This window comes from Alcanivorax sp., from assembly GCF_017794965.1.
Taxonomy (GTDB): Bacteria; Pseudomonadota; Gammaproteobacteria; order Pseudomonadales; family Alcanivoracaceae; genus Alcanivorax.
This window is the reverse complement of record NZ_CP051240.1, coordinates 3,318,242-3,336,988: the sequence shown is the minus strand read 5'-3', so window position 1 is coordinate 3,336,988 and position 18,747 is coordinate 3,318,242. Positions and strand designations below refer to the sequence as shown.

General features: G+C 59.4%; 16 protein-coding genes. 11 read left to right on the top strand and 5 right to left on the bottom strand.

Going from position 1 to position 18,747, the window contains the following annotated elements; genetic code table 11:
* Positions 1–255: 255 nt before the first annotated feature.
* Positions 256–3,039, bottom strand: coding sequence for an ankyrin repeat domain-containing protein (locus HF945_RS14570; RefSeq protein WP_290523291.1), 2,784 nt, complete (start codon positions 3,037–3,039; stop codon positions 256–258).
* Between the two features lie 267 nt (positions 3,040–3,306).
* Here HF945_RS14570 and HF945_RS14565 point away from each other — a divergent pair, with 267 nt between their 5' ends.
* The 4 genes from HF945_RS14565 to HF945_RS14550 all read left to right on the top strand — a co-directional run bounded on the left by HF945_RS14565 (position 3,307) and on the right by HF945_RS14550 (position 7,380).
* Entirely contained in the window at positions 3,307–3,588 is a 282-nt protein-coding gene (locus HF945_RS14565; RefSeq protein ID WP_290523290.1) for a pyrimidine/purine nucleoside phosphorylase, read from the top strand.
* Positions 3,589–3,618: 30 nt separating this feature from the next.
* On the top strand, positions 3,619–4,518 hold the full coding sequence (locus HF945_RS14560) for an alpha/beta hydrolase (RefSeq protein ID WP_290523289.1): 900 nt from the start codon (positions 3,619–3,621) through the stop codon (positions 4,516–4,518).
* Between the two features lie 229 nt (positions 4,519–4,747).
* Positions 4,748–5,836 carry a patatin-like phospholipase family protein gene (locus HF945_RS14555; RefSeq protein ID WP_290523288.1) on the top strand — a complete coding sequence of 363 codons (1,089 nt, stop codon included), beginning with the start codon at positions 4,748–4,750 and terminating at the stop codon, positions 5,834–5,836.
* A 272-nt stretch (positions 5,837–6,108) separates the two neighbouring features.
* Complete coding sequence (locus HF945_RS14550; RefSeq protein ID WP_290525427.1) at positions 6,109–7,380, top strand: MATE family efflux transporter; 1,272 nt, start codon at positions 6,109–6,111, stop codon at positions 7,378–7,380.
* Positions 7,381–7,521: 141 nt separating this feature from the next.
* Here the strand turns inward: HF945_RS14550 and HF945_RS14545 are convergent, their stop codons facing one another.
* Positions 7,522–8,445 carry a sterol desaturase family protein gene (locus HF945_RS14545; protein ID WP_290523287.1) on the bottom strand — a complete coding sequence of 308 codons (924 nt, stop codon included), beginning with the start codon at positions 8,443–8,445 and terminating at the stop codon, positions 7,522–7,524.
* 118 nt (positions 8,446–8,563) lie between these two features.
* Between HF945_RS14545 and HF945_RS14540 the strand changes: the two genes are divergently transcribed.
* Positions 8,564–9,577, top strand: a complete 1,014-nt coding sequence (locus HF945_RS14540) for an AraC family transcriptional regulator (RefSeq protein ID WP_290523286.1) — start codon at positions 8,564–8,566, stop codon at positions 9,575–9,577.
* A 325-nt stretch (positions 9,578–9,902) separates the two neighbouring features.
* Positions 9,903–10,883, top strand: coding sequence for a nitronate monooxygenase (locus HF945_RS14535; protein ID WP_290523285.1), 981 nt, complete (start codon positions 9,903–9,905; stop codon positions 10,881–10,883).
* Between the two features lie 341 nt (positions 10,884–11,224).
* Here the strand turns inward: HF945_RS14535 and HF945_RS14530 are convergent, their stop codons facing one another.
* Positions 11,225–11,749, bottom strand: coding sequence for a hypothetical protein (locus HF945_RS14530; RefSeq protein ID WP_290523284.1), 525 nt, complete (start codon positions 11,747–11,749; stop codon positions 11,225–11,227).
* A 147-nt stretch (positions 11,750–11,896) separates the two neighbouring features.
* Between HF945_RS14530 and HF945_RS14525 the strand changes: the two genes are divergently transcribed.
* From HF945_RS14525 to HF945_RS14515, 3 genes are read left to right on the top strand one after another with little or no spacing between them, the layout of a single operon-like run.
* Positions 11,897–12,943: a hypothetical protein gene (locus tag HF945_RS14525; RefSeq protein WP_290523283.1), complete on the top strand. Its 1,047-nt coding sequence runs from the start codon at positions 11,897–11,899 to the stop codon at positions 12,941–12,943.
* Positions 12,943–13,953, top strand: coding sequence for a phosphotransferase family protein (locus HF945_RS14520; RefSeq protein ID WP_290523282.1), 1,011 nt, complete (start codon positions 12,943–12,945; stop codon positions 13,951–13,953). Before HF945_RS14525 ends, HF945_RS14520 begins: the two co-directional genes overlap by 1 nt.
* Complete coding sequence (locus HF945_RS14515; protein WP_290523281.1) at positions 13,943–14,290, top strand: DUF6285 domain-containing protein; 348 nt, start codon at positions 13,943–13,945, stop codon at positions 14,288–14,290. Before HF945_RS14520 ends, HF945_RS14515 begins: the two co-directional genes overlap by 11 nt.
* Positions 14,291–14,901: 611 nt before the next feature.
* Here the strand turns inward: HF945_RS14515 and fghA are convergent.
* Both fghA and HF945_RS14505 read right to left on the bottom strand, forming a co-directional pair.
* Complete coding sequence (fghA, locus tag HF945_RS14510; protein ID WP_290523280.1) at positions 14,902–15,741, bottom strand: S-formylglutathione hydrolase; 840 nt, start codon at positions 15,739–15,741, stop codon at positions 14,902–14,904.
* Between the two features lie 182 nt (positions 15,742–15,923).
* Positions 15,924–17,033, bottom strand: coding sequence for an S-(hydroxymethyl)glutathione dehydrogenase/class III alcohol dehydrogenase (locus tag HF945_RS14505; RefSeq protein ID WP_290523279.1), 1,110 nt, complete (start codon positions 17,031–17,033; stop codon positions 15,924–15,926).
* Positions 17,034–17,244: 211 nt separating this feature from the next.
* Here HF945_RS14505 and HF945_RS14500 point away from each other — a divergent pair, with 211 nt between their 5' ends.
* The gene (locus HF945_RS14500; protein ID WP_290523278.1) at positions 17,245–18,117 is read left to right on the top strand and encodes a LysR family transcriptional regulator; all 873 of its coding nucleotides are present in this window, start codon (positions 17,245–17,247) and stop codon (positions 18,115–18,117) included.
* A 234-nt stretch (positions 18,118–18,351) separates the two neighbouring features.
* Positions 18,352–18,747: a GFA family protein gene (locus HF945_RS14495; protein WP_290523277.1), complete on the top strand. Its 396-nt coding sequence runs from the start codon at positions 18,352–18,354 to the stop codon at positions 18,745–18,747.

Here is an 18,747-nt window from a genome sequence, read left to right as displayed (position 1 = left end):
GCAGGGGCTGACATTCCGGCAGGGTCTTTCGTGATATGAAGACATGAATTGGCGGCGAGCCCATTTTCAGATGTCGCCCCCCAGCCTCCGTAGATTCTTCCTGGGTAGGGGCTTGCTTGTAGGCGAAGACGTGTTCGCAAGGGCGGAATTCGCTTGCAAGCAAGCTCCCACAAAGGAAGGAGCTCCTGTCCCAAAGGGGGGGCTGAAAATGTGGGACAGCAGTGGGCCCGAGGGCCCGTTTCTTTTTTCCGATGATTACTGTACTGAATAGGTAAAGCTGGTGATGCTGCCTTTCTTGAGCAGGGTCTTGGCATCATCGGGTTCGAAACACTGGGTTTTCTGCTTGCCATTGAAGCCACAGATGAACTCGTCCCAGTTGGGGCTACCGGCGGTGCCGGAGTAGCTTTCCTGGCCCGCCTTGGGCACCACCGGATCCACTTTCACGTAGCCATGGGCGCCGCCGTTCTGGATCTTCAGCCAGATGGCGAAGGACGAATCCAGACAGTCATCCGGGGTGCCATTGGCTGCCTGCCACTTGTAGTCACCACGCACGATCGGTTCGCCAAAGAAGGCGCCCACATCGTAAGCCACGGTGATGGAGGCCAGGGTGCATTCGCCGATAGTGACGTTGCGCTGCTTGAGCGTGCCCTTGCAGCTGGGGCAGTTGAGCTTGTCGCTGGCCTGCATGTTGCCGTGCTGGATGCTGGCCTGGCGGGCGCTGTGCCCACGGCGGGGCTGACGGGTGGCGGCCGGTTCGCTGCGATACGCCACCTGTACCGGGGCGGCAGCCTGACTGGCGCGGGCGGCTTGAAGGCGGGCACGTTCAGCCTGTTGTTGCTCACGCAGTTGCTGTTGGCGGGCCTGCTGCGCCGCCATGGCCTGTTGCTGGCGGACCAGCTCCTGCTGGCGACGGCGTTGTTCCGCGTTGGCGGTTTTTTGCTGGGCCTGCAGCTGACGGCGTTGCTCCTGCTGAAGCTTGCACTGGGCGGCCTGTTCCTGGGCCAGCTGCTTCTTGAGGCGGGCGGTTTCCTTCTCAGCTTCCAGTGAGGCACTGAAAGCTTGCTTCACCAGCGGGTCGCGAATTTCGAAGTTGCCGCGGGCATATTGTTGCTGCATCTGCGCCAGGTTGTTGCCTTGCCCGTTCTCTACCCAGATGTCTTTTACGGTGGCGCTCATGATGTCGGCAGTGGCGTAGGAGGGAATGTCCGCGGAGCTGGCCAGGCCGGCAATGGCGGCGGTGGCGAACACCTTGCCGAAGGTATCGCCACTACTCTGTTTGGGGGCGGTGTAGTTGTTGATCCTGCCGCCATAGCTGCCCAACACCTGAGGGGTTTTCTCGTAGCCTTTGCGCATGGCGAGATCCATGGGGGTGTCGCCATCGGTATCACGGGGGTTGGCGTTGGCGCCGTACTTGAGCAGGTTTTCCAGCACCTCGAAATTGCCTTCCTGGGCGGCCTTGTGCACCGGGGTCCATTGATAGCGGCCAGCACCCAGTTCCGGGTTGGCGCCGGCGGCCATCAGCATGGTGACGACATCCGGGTGGTTGCTGCCGGCAGCATAGTACAGCGCGCTGTAGCCATCGTCGGTGGTCAGGTTGGGGTCGGCTTTTGCCCCGATCAGGGCCAGGGTGGCTTCCTTGCGGCCATTGTCTGCGGCGGTCATTAGTGGCGTGAATTTACCGTCCCCGTTACGGCTGTTGACGTCAGCACCTGCTGCGATCAACCGCTTCATGCTCTCCGTCTTATTCTTGTAGGTGGCCTGGTAAAAGCTGGTGAAGCCATTAACGCTAAGCTGGTCCACCTCGGCGCCTGCAGCCAACAGGGCATCCACCATGTCCACATTGCCATTCTCGGCGGCATACATCAGTGGCGGGTTGAAGTTGTCGGTGGGCATCGGTGAAGGAAGGGCTCCTGCGGCCAGAAGCAGGTTAAGCGTTTCCAGGTTGTTGGCCTTGGCGGCGGCTGCAACGTTGGGTTGCTCCAGTGTACCGTCCGGGGTGATGCCGGTGGCGAGCAGGGCGGCGGCAAGAGCCGTGTCGTTGTTTTTGTTTGCCACAGCCGAATGCAAAGCCCTGTCTGTGGCAGTTGCGCCCTGTTCAAGCAGAAGAATGGCGTGGTCTCGGTAGCCGTTAGTGGTAGCCCATTCCAGCAGTGTGGTGCCGGAGGCAGGGCTGACCACCGCATCAGGATCTGCCCCGGCGCTAAACATATGTAGTGCCAGTGCGCGGTGGCCCCTGAAGAGCGCGTAATACATGGCAGGCAACGGTGCCTGATCCATGGCGTCGGTATTGGCGCCATGATCGACCAGGGATCTCGCCAATGTTGTCCTGTTCTTTTTGATCGCTTCGAGCAACGGCGTGTCGCCCTGGTAAATCTGCTCCAGATTGACGCCATGTCCTGCCAGCAGGTCAGCCATGGAGGTGTTGTCTTTGTTGACGGCAATATGGATTGGCGGAATCCCTGTTTCATCCACCACCAGATCCGGATCGGCACCTGCTTCCAGTAGCAGCGTGGCCAGCGGCAGGTTGTCGCTGTTGAGGCTGGTGATCAGTGGCGTAAAAGTGGTTTCACCGGCATGGTCAGGGTTCGCGCGGCCATTGAGCAGGATGGCGGCCAATTCGCCCTTGCCGGCATCCACCGCCAAAGTCAGTGGCGTATTGTCCTTGCGGTCGGCCAGGTTCACATCGGCACCGCGCTCCAGCAGCAGTGTCAGCATGGCGGCGTTTTCCGTCTCCACCGCGGTCATCAGAGCGGTACGCTTGCTGAAGCCATTGCGGGCATTGATATCGGCCCCGTTGTCCAGCAGGAAGGTGACGATATCGGCCTGATCGGCTTCCGCCGCCCGGTAAAGGGCGGTGGTCATCTTTAGATCCTTGCCGTGGATATTCTTGCCTTCACCATGCAGCTGTTGAAGGGTCGCCAGATCCCCCTGGCTGGCGGCACTGACGGCTTTCATGTTGCTGCAGCCGGTGGAGCCCAGCGCAAGGGCGAGGGTGCCCGCCAGCATCAAAGGCCGGAGGCGAAAAGGTTGCGTTGTCATTATGGTTATCCCGAATTATCCCAGTACAGGCGAATTGTGCGTGCATCGGCCGATCTTGGCGTCCCCCAAATGGGGTATGCCGTTTTATTAATGTCGCTGTTTCTGGCGCAGTGAGCGGGGGCTTCGCGAGCAGGCTCGCTCCCACAGTGCGGTTCTGCCGGCTTTGCGTGTAGCGTTGTGCAGCCGCAGAGCGGCTAAAATAAAGAGCAACGGGCGGGCGCTTTTGGCATACTCGCGCCTCGAATTTGTTGCTGCGGAGATCCGACCATGTTCAAGGTCAATGAATACTTCGATGCCAAGGTGGCATCCATCGCGTTCCAGGGTGAAACCAAGCCTGCCACCGTGGGTGTCATGGCACCGGGTGAGTACGAGTTCGGTACCAGCGAGCACGAAACCATGACAGTGGTGAGTGGGGCGCTGATCATCAAGCTGCCGGGCGCCACCGACTGGCAGACCTTTGCCGCCGGTGACACCTTTGAAGTGGAGGCCAACAGCACCTTTCAGGTTAAGGTAGAGGTAGATACGGCGTACCTGTGCCTGTACGGCTGATTCCGACATGACTGAAAAAAGGGGGTAAGGATGCCGTTTTTTCCGGCCAGGGATGGCCAGTCTCTCCACGTTAGAACCCTGGGCCGCGGCCAGCCGGTGTTGATGCTTCACGGCCTGGGCATGCAGGGCCGTGACTGGCTACCGTTTGTGCTGCCGTATGCGCGGGAATTCCAGTTCTATCTGCCGGATCTGCGGGGTGCCGGTCGTTCCGCCAGAGTCCGTTTCAATCAGGCGGATGTGTTCCAGAACCACATGGAAGACATGGAAGATCTGGTGCGTCATTTCGGGCTCTCGCCCTGTTATCTGGTGGGTTATTCCCTGGGCGCCACCACCAGCCTGCACTGGCAGTCGTTCGGTGATTTCTCCTCGGTTGCCCGCTATCTGCATGTGGATCAGTCGCCGTGCATTCATAACAGTGCGGATTGGCCTCACGGTCTGTTCGGTGCCAATCAATCGCATTTTTTTGGCCAGCTGCGTGCGCTCAGGGCGTTGCTCGACGGGGCGCCTGACCAGGGGGAGGTGGTCGACCTTGCTGTGGGGCTGCGCGAGCGGGTGTTACACCAGCTGGTGGATATCCTGTCTCAGATCTCCGGTAATGATCGGCTGAAGAATGCGTTTGCGGCCAGCGCCCGCTGGGCCGGGGTGTGGGCACGCTTGTTGCCGGTGTCCAATATTGCCGATATCCGAGCCTATCTGGACGCCTATCTGGATGGCGCCCACGATTACCGTGACAGTGCCCGGGACTTTCCGGTGCCCGCCACGGTGCTGACCGGTGCCCTGTCTCCCCTTTATCCCGCAGAAGGGCAGGCGGCGTTCGCCCAGCTTGCCGGTGCGGAACATGTGGTGTTGCCTCGCTCCGGCCACGTACCGCTGATGAGTCAGCCAGTGGAATTCACCCGCGCCCTGGGCCGCTTCCTGAAGGGAGGGTGAGTGGGGCGCCTGATGCTGGACGTCTGATGCCAAATGCCTGTGGCCCAAGGCTGAACGCCTGACGCAAAAGATTCAAAATCGTCAGCCTGATAAGCGTGAGGTTTGCGATGTCCAGGATCAGTTCCCGGCCATTCAGTCGTAATGAGCCGGATAATCGACGCCTCTGCCTTTTGTATTCATCCGCCCAGTGGTTACCATCCCTGTCCTGACTGATTAGTGGGAGAGCTGGGTGGTTGCCATTCATACCTCTGCGCCGGCGTTGACCCTTCGCGCAGGCCAGGAAGCGATAGCGCATTTACGCGAGCATGGCCTCCAGCCTGAGCACGTGGATATCGTTCCCGGTGCGGCCGGCGGGCCCAAGGCGCTGGGTATCATCGGTCTCGATCGCGCCGTGTTCGGTGAGTTCCTGCCCCGTGCGCCGCGCCCCCGTACCCTCATCGGCGCCTCCATCGGCAGCTGGCGCTTTGCTGCCATCGCCATGTCAGACGATCCAGTGGCGGGTCTGCACAAGCTGGCAGAGATCTATACCCGCCAGCGTTACGATGGTAGCGAAAGCCCGGCCCAGATCTCCGCTCAGTGTGCCCTGATGCTCTCCGAGCTGATCGGCGACGGTGATGCCAATATTCTCGACCATTCTGATTACCGCCTCGCCATCGTGGTGGTGCGCAGCCGGGGCCTGATGGCGCGGGAGAATGGCTGGGGGCTGGGTGCCGGACTGGCGGCCCTGATCGGTTCCAATTTGTTCAGCCGCCAGGCCTCCGGCCTGTTTATGGAGCGAGGGCTGGTCTATCCCGCAGACCATGCGCTGCCGTTGCATGAGTTAAACGATTTCACTACCCACCATATTTCGCTGGACGCCAGCAACCTGCGTACCGCGCTGCTGGCCAGCGCCGCCATCCCCATGGTGCTGGCGGGGGTCACTGATCTTGCCGGTGCTCCGCAGGGGGTATACCGCGACGGAGGTCTGCTCGATTACCATCTGGATCTGCCCTACCGCAGTGAGGGAGTCGTGCTCTATCCGCACTTCACCGATCGGGTGATCCCGGGCTGGTTCGACAAGCCCCTGCGCTGGCGCAACGGCGACCCGCAAAAACTCAGCCGCACCCTGCTGGTGTCCCCCTCCACCGAGTACCTGCAGGCACTGCCCAACCGCAGGCTCCCCGATCGCCGCGACTTCAAACAATTCCTCAACGACGACACCGCCCGCGAAGCCAGCTGGCGCAAAGCCATGGCTGAGAGTGAGCGGCTGGGGGATGAGTTTCTGGAGCTGGTGGAGAGCGGGAAGTGGGAAGAGCGCCTGAAACCAATTAATAATTAATAGTGAATAATGAATAACTGCGCGGGTTGGTGTTGTTGGATTTACAGCGTTTGAGGCCGCGCCGATTGTCAGGTCGCGGGCTGCTGGGCCTGATTCGGCTCAAGCGGTGATCGCGCAGTTATTAACTATTAATTATTCACTATTAACTGTTCCCTGCCCCCCTGCTAGTCTCCCCAAACCCCATCCCAACCCAAAGGCCGCCCGTGCAGCAAACCGATACCCCTCTCTCCAATCTGACCCTTGCCCGCCAGTTGTGGCAGCAAACCTGGCCCATGGCGCTGGGGGTGATGGCGTTGCTGGGGTTTCATCTGGTGGACAGTGTGTTTGTGGCGCGGCTGGGGACTCTGCCGCTGGCCGCCCAGTCCTTCACCTTCCCGTTGGCGTTTCTGGTCATCGGGGTCCAGGTAGGGGTGGGAATTGCCATTGCCGCGTTGATTTCCCGGGCCATCGGCGCGGAGCAGCATGCTGAGGCCAACCGCCTGGGGGCCCTGGTGCTGGCGGGCGGTGGGGCTTTGCTGGGGCTGTTGGCGGTGGTGCTCTGGTGGGTGCAGGGGCCGGTATTTTCCCTGTTGGGGGCCTCCCCTGACGTACAGGCCATGATCCGCCCCTACTGGGCGTTGCAGCTGCCTGCCATGTGGGTGGGCGGGGTGGTTTATTTTGGCTACAGCCTGTTTCGTGCCCATGGCAATACCCGTTTTCCCGGGCTGATGATGGTGCTGACCAGTCTGTTTAACCTGGTGCTGGATCCGCTGCTGATTTTTGGAATTGGTGACTGGCAGGGGTTGGGATTGCCCGGTGCGGCGCTGGCCACGTTGCTGGCGTTTGCTATGGGGGGGCTGTTGTTGATCCTGGCCCTGCGTGGCAAAGGCTGGGTGCAGCGCCATGGCATGCTGGAGCAGGTGCGGATATCGGCGCTGCCATTCCTGCACATCGCCGGCCCGGCCATGATCAGCCAGTTGATGCCACCGCTGGCGGCCATGCTGGCCACCGCCCTGGTGGCCCGCAGCGGTGAGCAGGCGGTGGCGGCCTGGGGCATGGCCAGCCGGCTGGAAAGCTTCAGTATTGTGCTGGTGCTGGGCATGACCATGGCCTTGCCGCCCTGGTTGGGGCGCTGTTATGGCCGTCGGGACTGGGACACGGTGCAGCAGCTGATGAAGGTTGGGGCGATCATGGTGATCGGCTGGCAAACCCTGCTGGGGCTGATACTGGCGGTGTTGGCGGTGCCGCTGGCAAACCTGTTGGTGGAAACCGCACCGGTGCAGGGTTATCTGGCGGTACTGATTCGCTGTATGCCGCCGAGCTTTGGCCTGCTGGGCGTTTGCATGCTGGTGGTCTCGGCCAGCAATGCCCTGGGCTGGCCCATGCGCGCCATGCTGTTGTCTTTCCTGAGGCTGTTTTTGTGCTACCTGCCGTTACTGTGGCTGGGCTTTCAGTTGGGAGGCTTCGGCGGGCTGGCCCTGGGGGCGGCGTTTGGCAACCTGATGGCCGGGGTGATGGCGTGGATGGGGTACCAGCAGGCGCTTGCAACGGTAATTAATAGTTAATAATGAATAATTAATAACGTCGCGGTCGCAGTTTGCTTGACTGAAATGTGCGAGGCCGCGCCCAGAGCCTGGGCGCGGCCTCGTACGTTTTGAAAATCGCTGCAGGTGAACGCGCAACTATTAATTATTCATTATTAACTATTAATTGCTTTCCCGTTCCCACTCCGGCGGCTTCCAAAGGTGTTTCAGTCGCTGTAGCAAGGGCCCGCGTTTGGCCATGTCCCGGAACAGGTCCACGTATTCGTGGCACCAGTTCACCAGCAGGCTGTTGCTGTACACCGGACGGGTGATGCCGTATTCCACCGGCAGGTCCTCTTTTTCTTCCACAAAGGTGCCGAACAGGCGGTCCCAGATCATGAACACGCCCGCATAGTTCTGGTCGATGTATTCCGGGTTGCGGCCGTGGTGGACGCGGTGGTGGCTGGGGGTGTTGAAGATGTACTCGATGGCCGGGTGCATCTTGCCCACCAGGGTGGTGTGAATGAAGAACTGGTAGACCAGTGACAGGGCATAGGCGACGCCGATCCACACCGGGTTGAAGCCAATCACCGCCAGCGGCACATAGAACAGCCAGCCGCCATTGAAGATGTTGGTGGCGTTCTGTCGCATGGCGGTGGAAAAGTTCATCCGCTCGGAAGAGTGGTGTGTCACATGGGCCGCCCACAGCCAGCGAACCCGGTGGGAACTGCGATGAAACCAGTAGTAGGCGAAGTCCAGCAACACCCACAGTAGCAGGGCGGTGAACCAGGTCAGTTCGATCTCCATCAGCCGGTAATGATAGGCAAACGCATAGACCGGAAACGCCAGAAGGCCGGCAAACAACAGTTCGGTGGTCTGGTAGCCGGCGCCGAGCATGAAGTTGAGCACCGATTCGCGGCCGTCTACCCGTGCCGGGTCATGGCGGATCTTGCGATATTCCCACAGGAACAGGCCAATAAAGATCGGGGTGGCGACGACAAAGATCAGCTGTCGCTCATCCAGGGCCAACCAGGGTGCCAGCACATCCCAGAGTGGCGCCAGCCCACTGTTGGCCCAGACATCCTCAAACCAGCTTGTTATCGACATGGTGCGGCCTCGCTTCTTCGCAATGTGTCTATTGTGTCGGTGGGCATCCACAAAATATTGACGATTGGTGCCGTTATTTTGACAATCAATGCCACAAATTCGTCATTGTGGAGACGCCATGGCCACTCCCATGCGTGTTACCGGGGCCTGGGTGCAGCTGCTGACCGATTGGCTGGACCGGGAGAGCCTGCCCGCCCCGGACCTGCGCACGGTACTGGATAGTCGCAGCCCCGGCGATGTGGTGCCCCTGACCCTGTGGAATTCGTTGTTGTCCCGGGCGGTGGCGTTGCGCCCGCAGGCCGTGGCGCCGGCACTGGATATCGGGGCCCGGGTGCAGCCCCGTCATGTGGGGGTGCTGGGGTACCTGATCCTGACTTGTCGCACCCTGGGCGAAGCCATGCTGGCCTACCAGCGCTACGAGTCCCTGTTTTACGGGCGCGAAGTGGTGAAAGTGGTGGCCGAGGGCAGCAGCATGGCGCTGTGCTGGACGGCAGAGGATTCTACCGGGGTGCTGGCGGATAGCGTGGCGATCGCCGCGTTGGTGGCCTTCCTGCGCCGCCTGGTGGAGTCTCGCCTCTCACCGGAGCGTGTCGACTTTGTCTTCGCGGCCCCGGATGAGGATACCCGTAACGCCTATGAGCTATTCTTCGGTTGCCCGGTACATTTCGAACAGCCGCAAACCCGGGTGGTGTCCTCCCTGACCTTGCTGGCATTGCCGTTGCCACACAGTGCGCCCCATATGCGTACCCTGCTGGATCGTCAGGCACGGGCCCTGATGCTGGCGCTGCCGGAGTCGGACAGTTTCGACCGCGCCTTGCAACAGGCCATGGTGCGGCTGATGCCGGAGGCGGTGGTGACCCTGCCGCGCCTGGCAAAGGAGCTGCATATGTCGGTTCGGACCCTGCAGCGGCGTCTGGCAGAGCGCAAGATGACCTGGCGGGCGCTACTGGATCGCACTCGTGAGCAGCTGGCTCGGGATTACCTCTCTGACCCCTCGCTGACACTGGGGGATATCGCCCTTTTATTGGGGTTTTCCGAGCACAGCGCCTTTAGCCGGGCCTGGCGAAAGTGGACCGGAACCACCCCGGCCAGGGCCAGAAAGCAGCTATTGACGGCCAGCAAGGGCGGTTGAGGAAGGTCGGCTGCATCGGGGATGTGCGGGAAGGGTTTTTCTAGCATCAGGCATCCAGCGTCGAGCGTCCGGCATAGAGGTGCCTCACTGAGCAGGAAACCCTCAAGGGCGTTGTTTTCCTGCCATTCCGCGATCAGTCGCTATTTTGTGATTATTTGATTAATTCATTGAAAATCAAAGTATTGCGCTTAATCATAAGACGCTTGTATCAAAACTGTCCGGTGCTCTGAACAATCCTGTCATTGCTGACCGACCGTTCACTTGTTTACTTTTGCTGCCATCACGCCCTGTGGGGGCAGTTCTAATTCAGCAGGGGAAAGACCCAATGAAAACGCGTATTACTGAATTGCTGGGTATCCAGTATCCGATCGTCCAGGGTGGCATGCAGAACGTCGGCTATGCCGAGCTGGCCGCTGCCGTCTCCAACGCGGGCGGTCTGGGTATCATCACTGGCCTCACTCAGCCGACCCCGGAAGATCTGGACAAGGAAATCAAACGCTGCAAGGAAATGACCGACAAGCCCTTCGGCGTCAACCTGACCATCCTGCCCACCATCAAGCCGGTCCCCTACGAGGAATACGCGCGGGTTATCTGTGAAAACAATATCCCGGTGGTCGAAACCGCTGGCCGTAACCCCGAGCCGTTCATGCCCCTGTTCGAAGGCGCTGGCGTGAAGGTGGTCCACAAGTGCACCTCTGTGCGTCACGCACTGAAAGCCGAGAAAGTGGGTGTGGCTGCGGTATCCGTGGATGGCTTCGAGTGTGCTGGCCACCCGGGTGAAGACGATATCCCCAATCTGGTGCTGCTGCCCGCCGCTGCCAAGGTACTGAAAATCCCGATGCTGGCCTCTGGCGGTATCGGTACCGGTTCCCAGATGGCGGCCTGTCTGGCTCTGGGTGCTGACGGTATCAACATGGGTACCCGTTTCCTGGCCTCCAAGGAAGCGCCGGTACACGAGAACATGAAGAAGGCCATCGCGGAAGCGTCCGAGCTGGACACCGCCCTGATCTTCCGTCCGCTGAACAACACGGCTCGCGTATTCAAGAATGCGGTTGCCACCAAGGTGAACGAGATCGAGCGCGAGAAAGGCCAGGACATGAAGTTCGAATACATCGTCGATCTGGTTGCCGGTGTGAAAGGCAAGGCGGCCCTGACCTCTGGTGAAATCGACGGCGGTATCTGGACCTCCGGTATCGTGCAGGGGCTGATCGACAGCTACCCGAGCTGTGCCGAGATCATCGATGACATCATGACCGAGTGCACCGCCACCATTAACGATCGTCTGGCCGGTTTCATGAAAGGCTAAGCGACAACAGTTTCAAACTCGCTCTCCCGAGTCCAGCCAGGGGTTTATCCTCTGGCTTTTTTTTTTGGCCGCTCTGCGGCTGCAACACGCTTCACGCAACACGCGGCACGCAAAAATCAAAAGAGGATCTACCACAGAGGGCACAGAGTTCACTGAGGGAGGGTTGCGGAGTGGTGCTGTTCTTGCTGTAGGAGCCCCAGTTATTCAGAGGCGCCTTGGCTCTGTGGGAGCTTGCTTGCAAGCGAAAGGGGTAGACACAGGTTGTGTACTTCCCTGCCGCTTACTCCCGGGTTGTGCTGTTGAAAGCTTGAAGCTTGAAGCTTGAAGCTCGAAGCTCGAAGCTAAAACCCCGGCTTGGTCACCGCCAGATAAATAATGGCGGGAATGACGATGACCACCAGCGGTGTGCTGATCCGGAAGAAACGCCAATGCCACTGCATCAGTGTTTCATAGCGTTGCATGTCTCCCTTGAGTCGCCATTGTTTCTTGCTGCCACCGAGATGTGAAATCCAGTAGTCGAAGATTTCGATGGGGCCGAACACCAGTATCACCAGGGTGAGTTTGAGCATCAGCCAGTGGCTTTCCATTCCCCAACCCATCACCCACACCAGCAACCCACCGGTAACCAGCACAATGGGAAAGGCAATGTGTTCCAGTGCCGCCCCTTTGTCGAATTGTTCCATGGCCCAGTTTCGCCGTGCCAGACGGTCTGGATCGTCCGGGTTATGCTGCCAGGCAATCCAGGCGGACTTCACATACCAGCTGTAGGCGACGGCGGTGCTGAAGCTCCAGATTATCACGAAAAGTAAATGAATAAACTTTATCTGTAGATACCACGGTTGCAGCAGGGCGCGAAGCTCGTCCATTGTTTTTCCTTTTTCTTTGACGCTACGCGGTGCCGACCAGGAAGGACATGACAATTCCGCTGCTATGGATTGTCAATCATGGACAGTGCAAAAAGACGGGACAGGCTTCACCCTGAAGTGATGCTATAAAGAACAAGGAGAATATGGATGGACCTGGGTAAAGGCGCGCGGATTCGCCTGGAGCCGCAAGACGAATATATGCATCCCATTGAGGCGGCCAGCAACTTCAATGAAAGCATGTATATCAATCTGTTTGATCACCAACAGCGATGCGGTGGCTGGTTTCGCGTGGGTAACCGGCCCAATGAAGGTCATGCAGAAATGTCGTTTTGCTTTTACCTGCCCGATGGCCGTGTGGCGTTCATGTTTCGTCGTGTGGAGATCGACAACAATGACGCCCTGTCCGCCGGGGGGATGCGCTTTGATGTGGTAGAACCTTTCAAGACCCTGACGTTGCGCTATGAGGGCAAGGCGCTGTTGCTGGATGAGCCGCAGCAGATGGAAGATCCGAAAACCGCATTTGCCAACAACCCCACCGTGAAGGTCAGTGCGGACCTCACCTTTACCGGCATGACGCCGGTCTACGGGGGGGAAGCTGTGGACGAGAATGGCCTGCCCATTGAAGAAGATCCCGATGAATCCTTTGCCCGCGGTCATTACGAGCAACACATGAAAGGTGAGGGGGCTGTCACCATTGAGGGCGAGACGTTTGCCCTCAATGGCCTGGGGCTGCGAGATCATTCCTGGGGGCCCCGTTACTGGCAGAATCTGTATTGGTATCGCTGGTTGCCTCTGGCGTTTCGTGACGACTTCGCGGTGAACATGTCTATCGTACAAATGGCCAGCGGCAAACAGCATATCTGGGGCATGGTGTATGACACCCGTGACGGCAGCGAGCCAGTTTATGATCTGATCGAAACGGCCACGCTGACGTCCGATCTTGATGATCGGGACCAGGCCCGTGCCCAGCAGTTTTCCCTGAAGACCGTGTCCGGCCGTGAGTATCAACTGCATGGTGAAGCGCTGGCGTTGATCCCCCTGCGTAACCGTCGCCAGACGGACAGTGGCGAGTGGCGGCAGACGCGCATTACCGAAGCCATGTCCCGGTTCGAATGTGACGGGCTTGTCGGCTACGGGATGGCCGAGTACCTGGATCAGGTTGTCGATGGCGTCCCGGTGGGCAAAGGCTGCTGATGGCAGTCACCGCAGAACAGATCCAGTCGGTATTGCCGCCGTTGCTGGGCGAGGCCCTGGGGCAATCCTGCGTGTTGCATACTTGTCGCCGGCTCACCGCCGGCGCGTCTGCCGATACCTGGTGGCTGGAAGCGGACTGTAACGGGCCGCAGCAATGGATTCTGCGTCTGGATGCCGGCGCAGAAGATCTTGGAATGGCCCCGGGCAAGCGCTGGGAGGCCCTGGCCCAACGGGCCGCATCCACGGCGGGGTGCCCGGTGGCCCGGGTAATCACCGTTCTGGGCGGCAGTGAAGGCCTGGGCGAGGGTTACCTGATGGAGGCCCTGTCGGGGGAAAGCCTGCCGCCGGTTTTGCTCAAGGATCCGCGATTTGCCTCCGCCCGGGAGCAATTCTGCGGTGACGCGGCCCGGGCGCTGGCGGCCATCCATGCCACCCCGCTCACAGACCTGCAATCCCTGCCGCTACAGGATGCCGCCACCCAGGTGGAACTGCTCTACGCCATGCATCGCGATTACGGTGAATCCCTGCCGGTATTCTCGCTGGTCTACGGCTGGCTCAAAGACCATGCGCCGCAGATCGACTCCCCGGCGCTGGTGCACGGAGATTTCCGGCTGGGGAACTTTCTGATTGGCGAAGAGGGGCTGAACGGGGTGCTTGACTGGGAACTCACCCACCGGGGGGATCCCATGGAAGATCTGGGCTGGCTGTGTGTGAATGCCTGGCGCTTTGGTCGCCGCGACAAGCCCGTGGGCGGGATTGCCAGCCGGGACGAACTCTATGCGGCCTATGAAAACGCCACCGGCCAGCGGGTGGACGAGGCCCGTGCCCGTTATTGGGAACTGCTGGGCACCTTCAAATGGGGCGTGATCTGTCAGTACCAGGCCTACAGTTACCTGCGCGGCCATGTGCCGTCACTGGAGCGGGCGGCCATTGGCCGGCGCGTGGCCGAGACGGAATACGACATGCTGGTCTGTTTGCAGGAACTGATGGAGCTCAACCATGCCGATTAACCGCCCCTTTGCCAGCGAGCTGAAAACCGCGATTGAACAGTACCGTGAAAACCCGGACAGCGACCCCAGGGTGGATGGTTATTACCAGAAGATTCTTGCCCATCTGGAAGCCTTGCTGGCACGCGAAAGTGAACTGGGCGATGCCTTTGCCAGCGGCGAAGCGGCGCGCCTGACATCCACTGCCGCGCTGCTCAATTTGCCGGATGATGCCCTGGAAACCGTCTGTACCCGACTGGCGGGGGGAAAGCTGGATGATGTGCTGCCGTTGATTGTGGAGCTGTGGCTGCCGCTGGCACGGGAAAAACTGGAGATAGACAGTCCGCGGTACAGGAAATAAATGCCGGATGCTGGACGCTACGAGCTACGAGCTACGAGCTACGAGCTACGAGCTACGAGCTACGAGCTACGAGCTACGAGCTACGAGCTACGAGCTACGAGCTACGCTTGATTGGATAGAAAACCCCGGAAAAGTTCCCGGGGTTCTGCATTTCTACGAAGCCGCTGTAGGAACGTAGCGTAGCGAAGTAACGCACGCAGTGCGGCCCGCAGGGTGAGCGTAGCGAATAACTTCCCTTCCAGGGGACGAACCGAGCGACAGCGAGGAGCTGAGGTGCAGCTGGCACATGTCTTCGATAGAACCCGTAGGAGCTTGCCTGCAAGCGATCCGAGCCCAAGCGAGGTAAGGATTCCAGAAACGCTGTTCGATCTGTAGGAGCGCATCTTGAGGCGCGAACCGTGCGAAGCACGGAATCGAGCGAAGGGCGATCAGGCGTTTCAGGTCTTGATAGTCCCTTAAAGAATTCTCTCTCCCTTCGGTCGCCTCGCTTCGCTCAGTTCGCCCAGGCAAGCTGGGCTCCTACATCATCAGCGAAGCGGCTGCAGGAACGTCGCTTGCAGGCAAGCTCCGGGAAAGAGGTGGCAGGGTTGTGCCCCTGCCTGCCTTGCCTCTTACTTCAGCTTCTCCGCGTGATACTGGAGATGCTCATCAATAAAGCTGGCGATGAAGAAGTAGGAATGGTCATAGCCCGGCTGCATGCGCAGGTCCAATTCTACGTTAGCGACCTTGCAGGCGGCCTGCAGGTCTTCCGGCAGAAGCTGACCATCCGTGTAGAAGTTGTCGGCTTCGCCCTGATCCACCAGTAGCGGCAGTTGACTGCCATGCTGGCGGATCAATTCGCAGCTGTCCCAGGCTTTCCACGCTTCACGGTCTTCACCCAGATACCCACTGAACGCTTTCTCACCCCAGGGGCACTGACTCGGATGAGTGATCGGTGCGAAGGCAGAAACGGAGCGATAGCGGCCCGGGTTTTTCAGCGCGCAGATCAGTGCACCATGTCCCCCCATGGAATGACCGGAGATGGATTCCCTGCCGTTGAGCGGGAAGTGCTGGCTGACCAGCGCCGGCAGCTCGCTGGTGACATAGTCATACATGCGATAGTGCTGACTCCAGGGTGACTGGGTGGCATTCACGTAGAAGCCGGCGCCAGAACCAAAGTCATAGCTGTCATGCTCGCCGGGCAACTCGCTGCCTCGCGGGCTGGTGTCCGGGCAGACAATGGCCATACCCAGTTGCGCAGCCATACCCTGCGCACCGGCTTTCTGCATGAAGTTTTCATCGGTGCAGGTGAGACCGGACAGCCACCACAGCAGAGGCACCTTTTGTTCTTCCGCGGCCGGCGGAAGATAGATGGCAAAGATCATCTCGCAGTTCAACACCTGACTGCGATGTTTGTAGCGTTTCAGCCAGCCACCAAAGGATTTGGTGGCGGACAACAATTCGATATCCATGGAGACCTCGCTTCATGCATCACGCAACATTCAACCCTCAACACATAACATGCGGGAGAGTGTGTCAGGAACGGTGATGTTTGAGGCCGCGCGGCAACAGTGGGCTTGCAGCGCGGCGAAGAACTATCAACTGGCAGCACAGTCATCGCGTTGTTGCGTGATGCCTGTTGCATGCAGCGTATTCAAAACAAAATAACGGAACGAATGCTCTTGCCTTCGTGCATCAGATCAAAGGCCTTGTTGATGTCTTCCAGGCCCATGGTGTGGGTCACGAATTCATCCAGCTTGATCTCGCCTTTCATGTAACGATCTACGTAGCCTGGCAGTTCGGTGCGGCCTTTTACGCCGCCGAAGGCGGAGCCTTTCCAGACCCGACCGGTAACCAGCTGGAACGGGCGGGTGGAAATTTCTTCACCGGCACCGGCCACGCCAATGACCACGGATTCGCCCCAGCCCTTGTGACAGCACTCCAGCGCAGAACGCATCACGTTCACGTTCCCAATGCACTCGAAGGAGTAGTCCACACCGCCATCGGTGAGTTCCACAATCACATCCTGAATCGGATCACTGTACTGGGTGGGATTGATGAAGTCGGTGGCACCGAACTGTCGGGCCATGGTTTCCTTGTCGTCGTTCAGGTCGATGGCAATGATGCGCTCCGCCTTGGCCATCACAGCCCCCTGGATCACAGACAATCCAATGCCGCCGAGACCAAATACGGCCACCGTGGAGCCGGGCTCTACCTTGGCGGTATTCAGCACGGCACCGATGCCGGTGGTGACGCCGCAGCCAAGCAGGCAAATCTTGTCCATGGGGGCTTCCTTGCTCACCTTGGCCAGGGAAATTTCCGGCACTACGGTGTATTCGGAGAAGGTGCTGGTGCCCATGTAGTGGTGAATCATCTTGCCGTTCATGGAGAAGCGGCTGGTGCTGTCGGGCATCAGGCCCTGGCCCTGGGTGGCACGCACGGCCTGGCACAGGTTGGTCTTGCCGCTGAGGCAGAACTTGCACTTGCGACACTCGGCGGTGTACAGCGGAATCACATGGTCCCCGGGCTTCAGGCTGGTGACCCCTTCGCCCACTTCCTGGACGATGCCCGCGCCTTCGTGGCCAAAGATGGAGGGGAAGATGCCTTCCGGATCCTTGCCGGACAGAGTGTAGGCATCGGTATGACAAACACCGGTCGCGACGATTTGCACCAGTACCTCACCGGCTTTGGGGCCGGCCACATCCACTTCTTCAATGACCAGGGGTTTGCCTGCTTCCCAGGCGACGGCGGCACGTGACTTCATGATGACTCCAGCAATAACGGATTGGGGGTGGAAAGACCTCTGGCATGGTGGAGATCGGCTGACGCCGATTTCCGCCCTACGGAAACCGCAGGCAGAGCTTTCCCGAAAATGACTGGATTCACTATACGCAGACACGAATAGGGCGATAAGGCAGAATATGGCAATAGATTATTGCCGCTGAGCAACAATAAGGGTCAAAACAGGAGCCGTCATGCAGCATTGGGATCGTATCGAAGCCTTTGTGGAGGTGGTTCGCCGCGGCTCCTTTGCCGATGCGGCGCGCCATCTGGAGGTATCCAGCTCTCATATCAGCCGGCTGGTGGCACGGCTGGAGACCCAGCTGGGCACTCAGCTGCTTTATCGCACCACGCGCCGGCTCACGCTTACCGATGCGGGCCAGGTCTACTTTGAGCATTGTGGCCAGCTGTTCGATGGCTTTCAGGAAGCGCTTACTGCCATCAGTGATTTCCAGCAACAGCCCACCGGGGTGTTGCGACTCACCTGTGCCACCACCTTTGGCGACCGCTTTATTGCCCCGCTGGTGAACGATTTCATGGCCTTGCACCCCCAACTCTCTGTGCAGCTGGATTTCACCAACCGGCGGGTGGATATCGTCGATGAGGGCTTTGATGTGGCCATCCGCACAGGGGCCTTGCCCGATTCCTCCCTGATTGCCCGCAAGCTCTGCTCGCGGCGGGAATACATTGTCGGCTCCGCAGAGTATTTCCAGCAGCATGCCCGCCCCCACACGCTGGGTGAGCTCAGTCAGCACAATTGCCTGCTGGGCTCTGCCGACAACTGGCCTTTGGATGTGGATGGCCAGCACCGCCATCACCGGGTGCAAGGCAACTGGAAGGGCAACTCCGGCATGGCACTGCTGGATGCGGCCCGCAAGGGGCTGGGCCTGGTTCAGTTGCCGGATTACTACGTGGAAGAGGATCTTGCCAGTGGTGCCCTGGTGTCGGTGCTGGACCAGTATGCCTGTGATCACACCGCGGTCTGGGTGGTCTACCCCCGCCATCGTCACCTCTCACCCAAGGTGCGCCAGTTCGTGGATTTCCTGGTCGACAATATCACGCGATGAAGCAGGAGCGATGTAGGAGCTTGCCTGCAAGCGATCCGAGCGTGGGCGAGGTAAGGATTCCAGAAACGGTAGCAGAGTCGCGAGGTACGAGTTTCGAGTTGCGAAAATCAAAATCGAATAGACCCTTCGCGGTTAGCAGGTTTGGAATTTTCTCTTCGAAACTCGCTTGCAGACAGGTTCCCTCAGTTTCTATCCTGTCAGGCCTTGATGTTTGGGTTCTGACAAGGAGGCTGCATGTACACAGGAAGTTGTCTTTGTGGTGGTGTCGCGTTTGAAATTGCCGGTGAGCTTGAGCCGATTCAGGTATGTCATTGCCAGCAGTGCCGTAAGGCCCAGGGAACAGCGCTGGTGACCAATATCCCGGTAAAGACCAAAGCGCTTCACTGGGTAAGGGGCGAAGCACTGTTGAAGCCATTCGAGTCATCGTCGGGGAAGCAGCGGGTGTTCTGCCGCGAATGCGGGTCACCGATATACAGCTGCCTGGATACCTTGCCCGGGATTGTGAGAATCCGCGCGGGATTACTCAACGAGCCACTGAAGACCCGCCCGGCATTTCATTTCTATGTGGAATCAGCCTGCAACTGGTGGCAGATCAATGATGATCTGCCTCAGTATCCGGAAGGGCGGTGA

What these genes read in the sequence shown, in the direction of transcription:
- HF945_RS14570 (WP_290523291.1), bottom strand. Translation starts at nt 3,039, where the DNA reads ATGACAACGCAACCTTTTCGCCTCCGGCCTTTGATGCTGGCGGGCACC.
- HF945_RS14565 (WP_290523290.1), top strand. Translation starts at nt 3,307, where the DNA reads ATGTTCAAGGTCAATGAATACTTCGATGCCAAGGTGGCATCCATCGCG.
- HF945_RS14560 (WP_290523289.1), top strand. Translation starts at nt 3,619, where the DNA reads ATGCCGTTTTTTCCGGCCAGGGATGGCCAGTCTCTCCACGTTAGAACC.
- HF945_RS14550 (WP_290525427.1), top strand. Translation starts at nt 6,109, where the DNA reads ATGGCGCTGGGGGTGATGGCGTTGCTGGGGTTTCATCTGGTGGACAGT.
- HF945_RS14545 (WP_290523287.1), bottom strand. Translation starts at nt 8,445, where the DNA reads ATGTCGATAACAAGCTGGTTTGAGGATGTCTGGGCCAACAGTGGGCTG.
- HF945_RS14540 (WP_290523286.1), top strand. Translation starts at nt 8,564, where the DNA reads ATGGCCACTCCCATGCGTGTTACCGGGGCCTGGGTGCAGCTGCTGACC.
- HF945_RS14535 (WP_290523285.1), top strand. Translation starts at nt 9,903, where the DNA reads ATGAAAACGCGTATTACTGAATTGCTGGGTATCCAGTATCCGATCGTC.
- HF945_RS14530 (WP_290523284.1), bottom strand. Translation starts at nt 11,749, where the DNA reads ATGGACGAGCTTCGCGCCCTGCTGCAACCGTGGTATCTACAGATAAAG.
- HF945_RS14525 (WP_290523283.1), top strand. Translation starts at nt 11,897, where the DNA reads ATGGACCTGGGTAAAGGCGCGCGGATTCGCCTGGAGCCGCAAGACGAA.
- HF945_RS14520 (WP_290523282.1), top strand. Translation starts at nt 12,943, where the DNA reads ATGGCAGTCACCGCAGAACAGATCCAGTCGGTATTGCCGCCGTTGCTG.
- HF945_RS14515 (WP_290523281.1), top strand. Translation starts at nt 13,943, where the DNA reads ATGCCGATTAACCGCCCCTTTGCCAGCGAGCTGAAAACCGCGATTGAA.
- fghA (WP_290523280.1), bottom strand. Translation starts at nt 15,741, where the DNA reads ATGGATATCGAATTGTTGTCCGCCACCAAATCCTTTGGTGGCTGGCTG.
- HF945_RS14505 (WP_290523279.1), bottom strand. Translation starts at nt 17,033, where the DNA reads ATGAAGTCACGTGCCGCCGTCGCCTGGGAAGCAGGCAAACCCCTGGTC.
- HF945_RS14500 (WP_290523278.1), top strand. Translation starts at nt 17,245, where the DNA reads ATGCAGCATTGGGATCGTATCGAAGCCTTTGTGGAGGTGGTTCGCCGC.
- HF945_RS14495 (WP_290523277.1), top strand. Translation starts at nt 18,352, where the DNA reads ATGTACACAGGAAGTTGTCTTTGTGGTGGTGTCGCGTTTGAAATTGCC.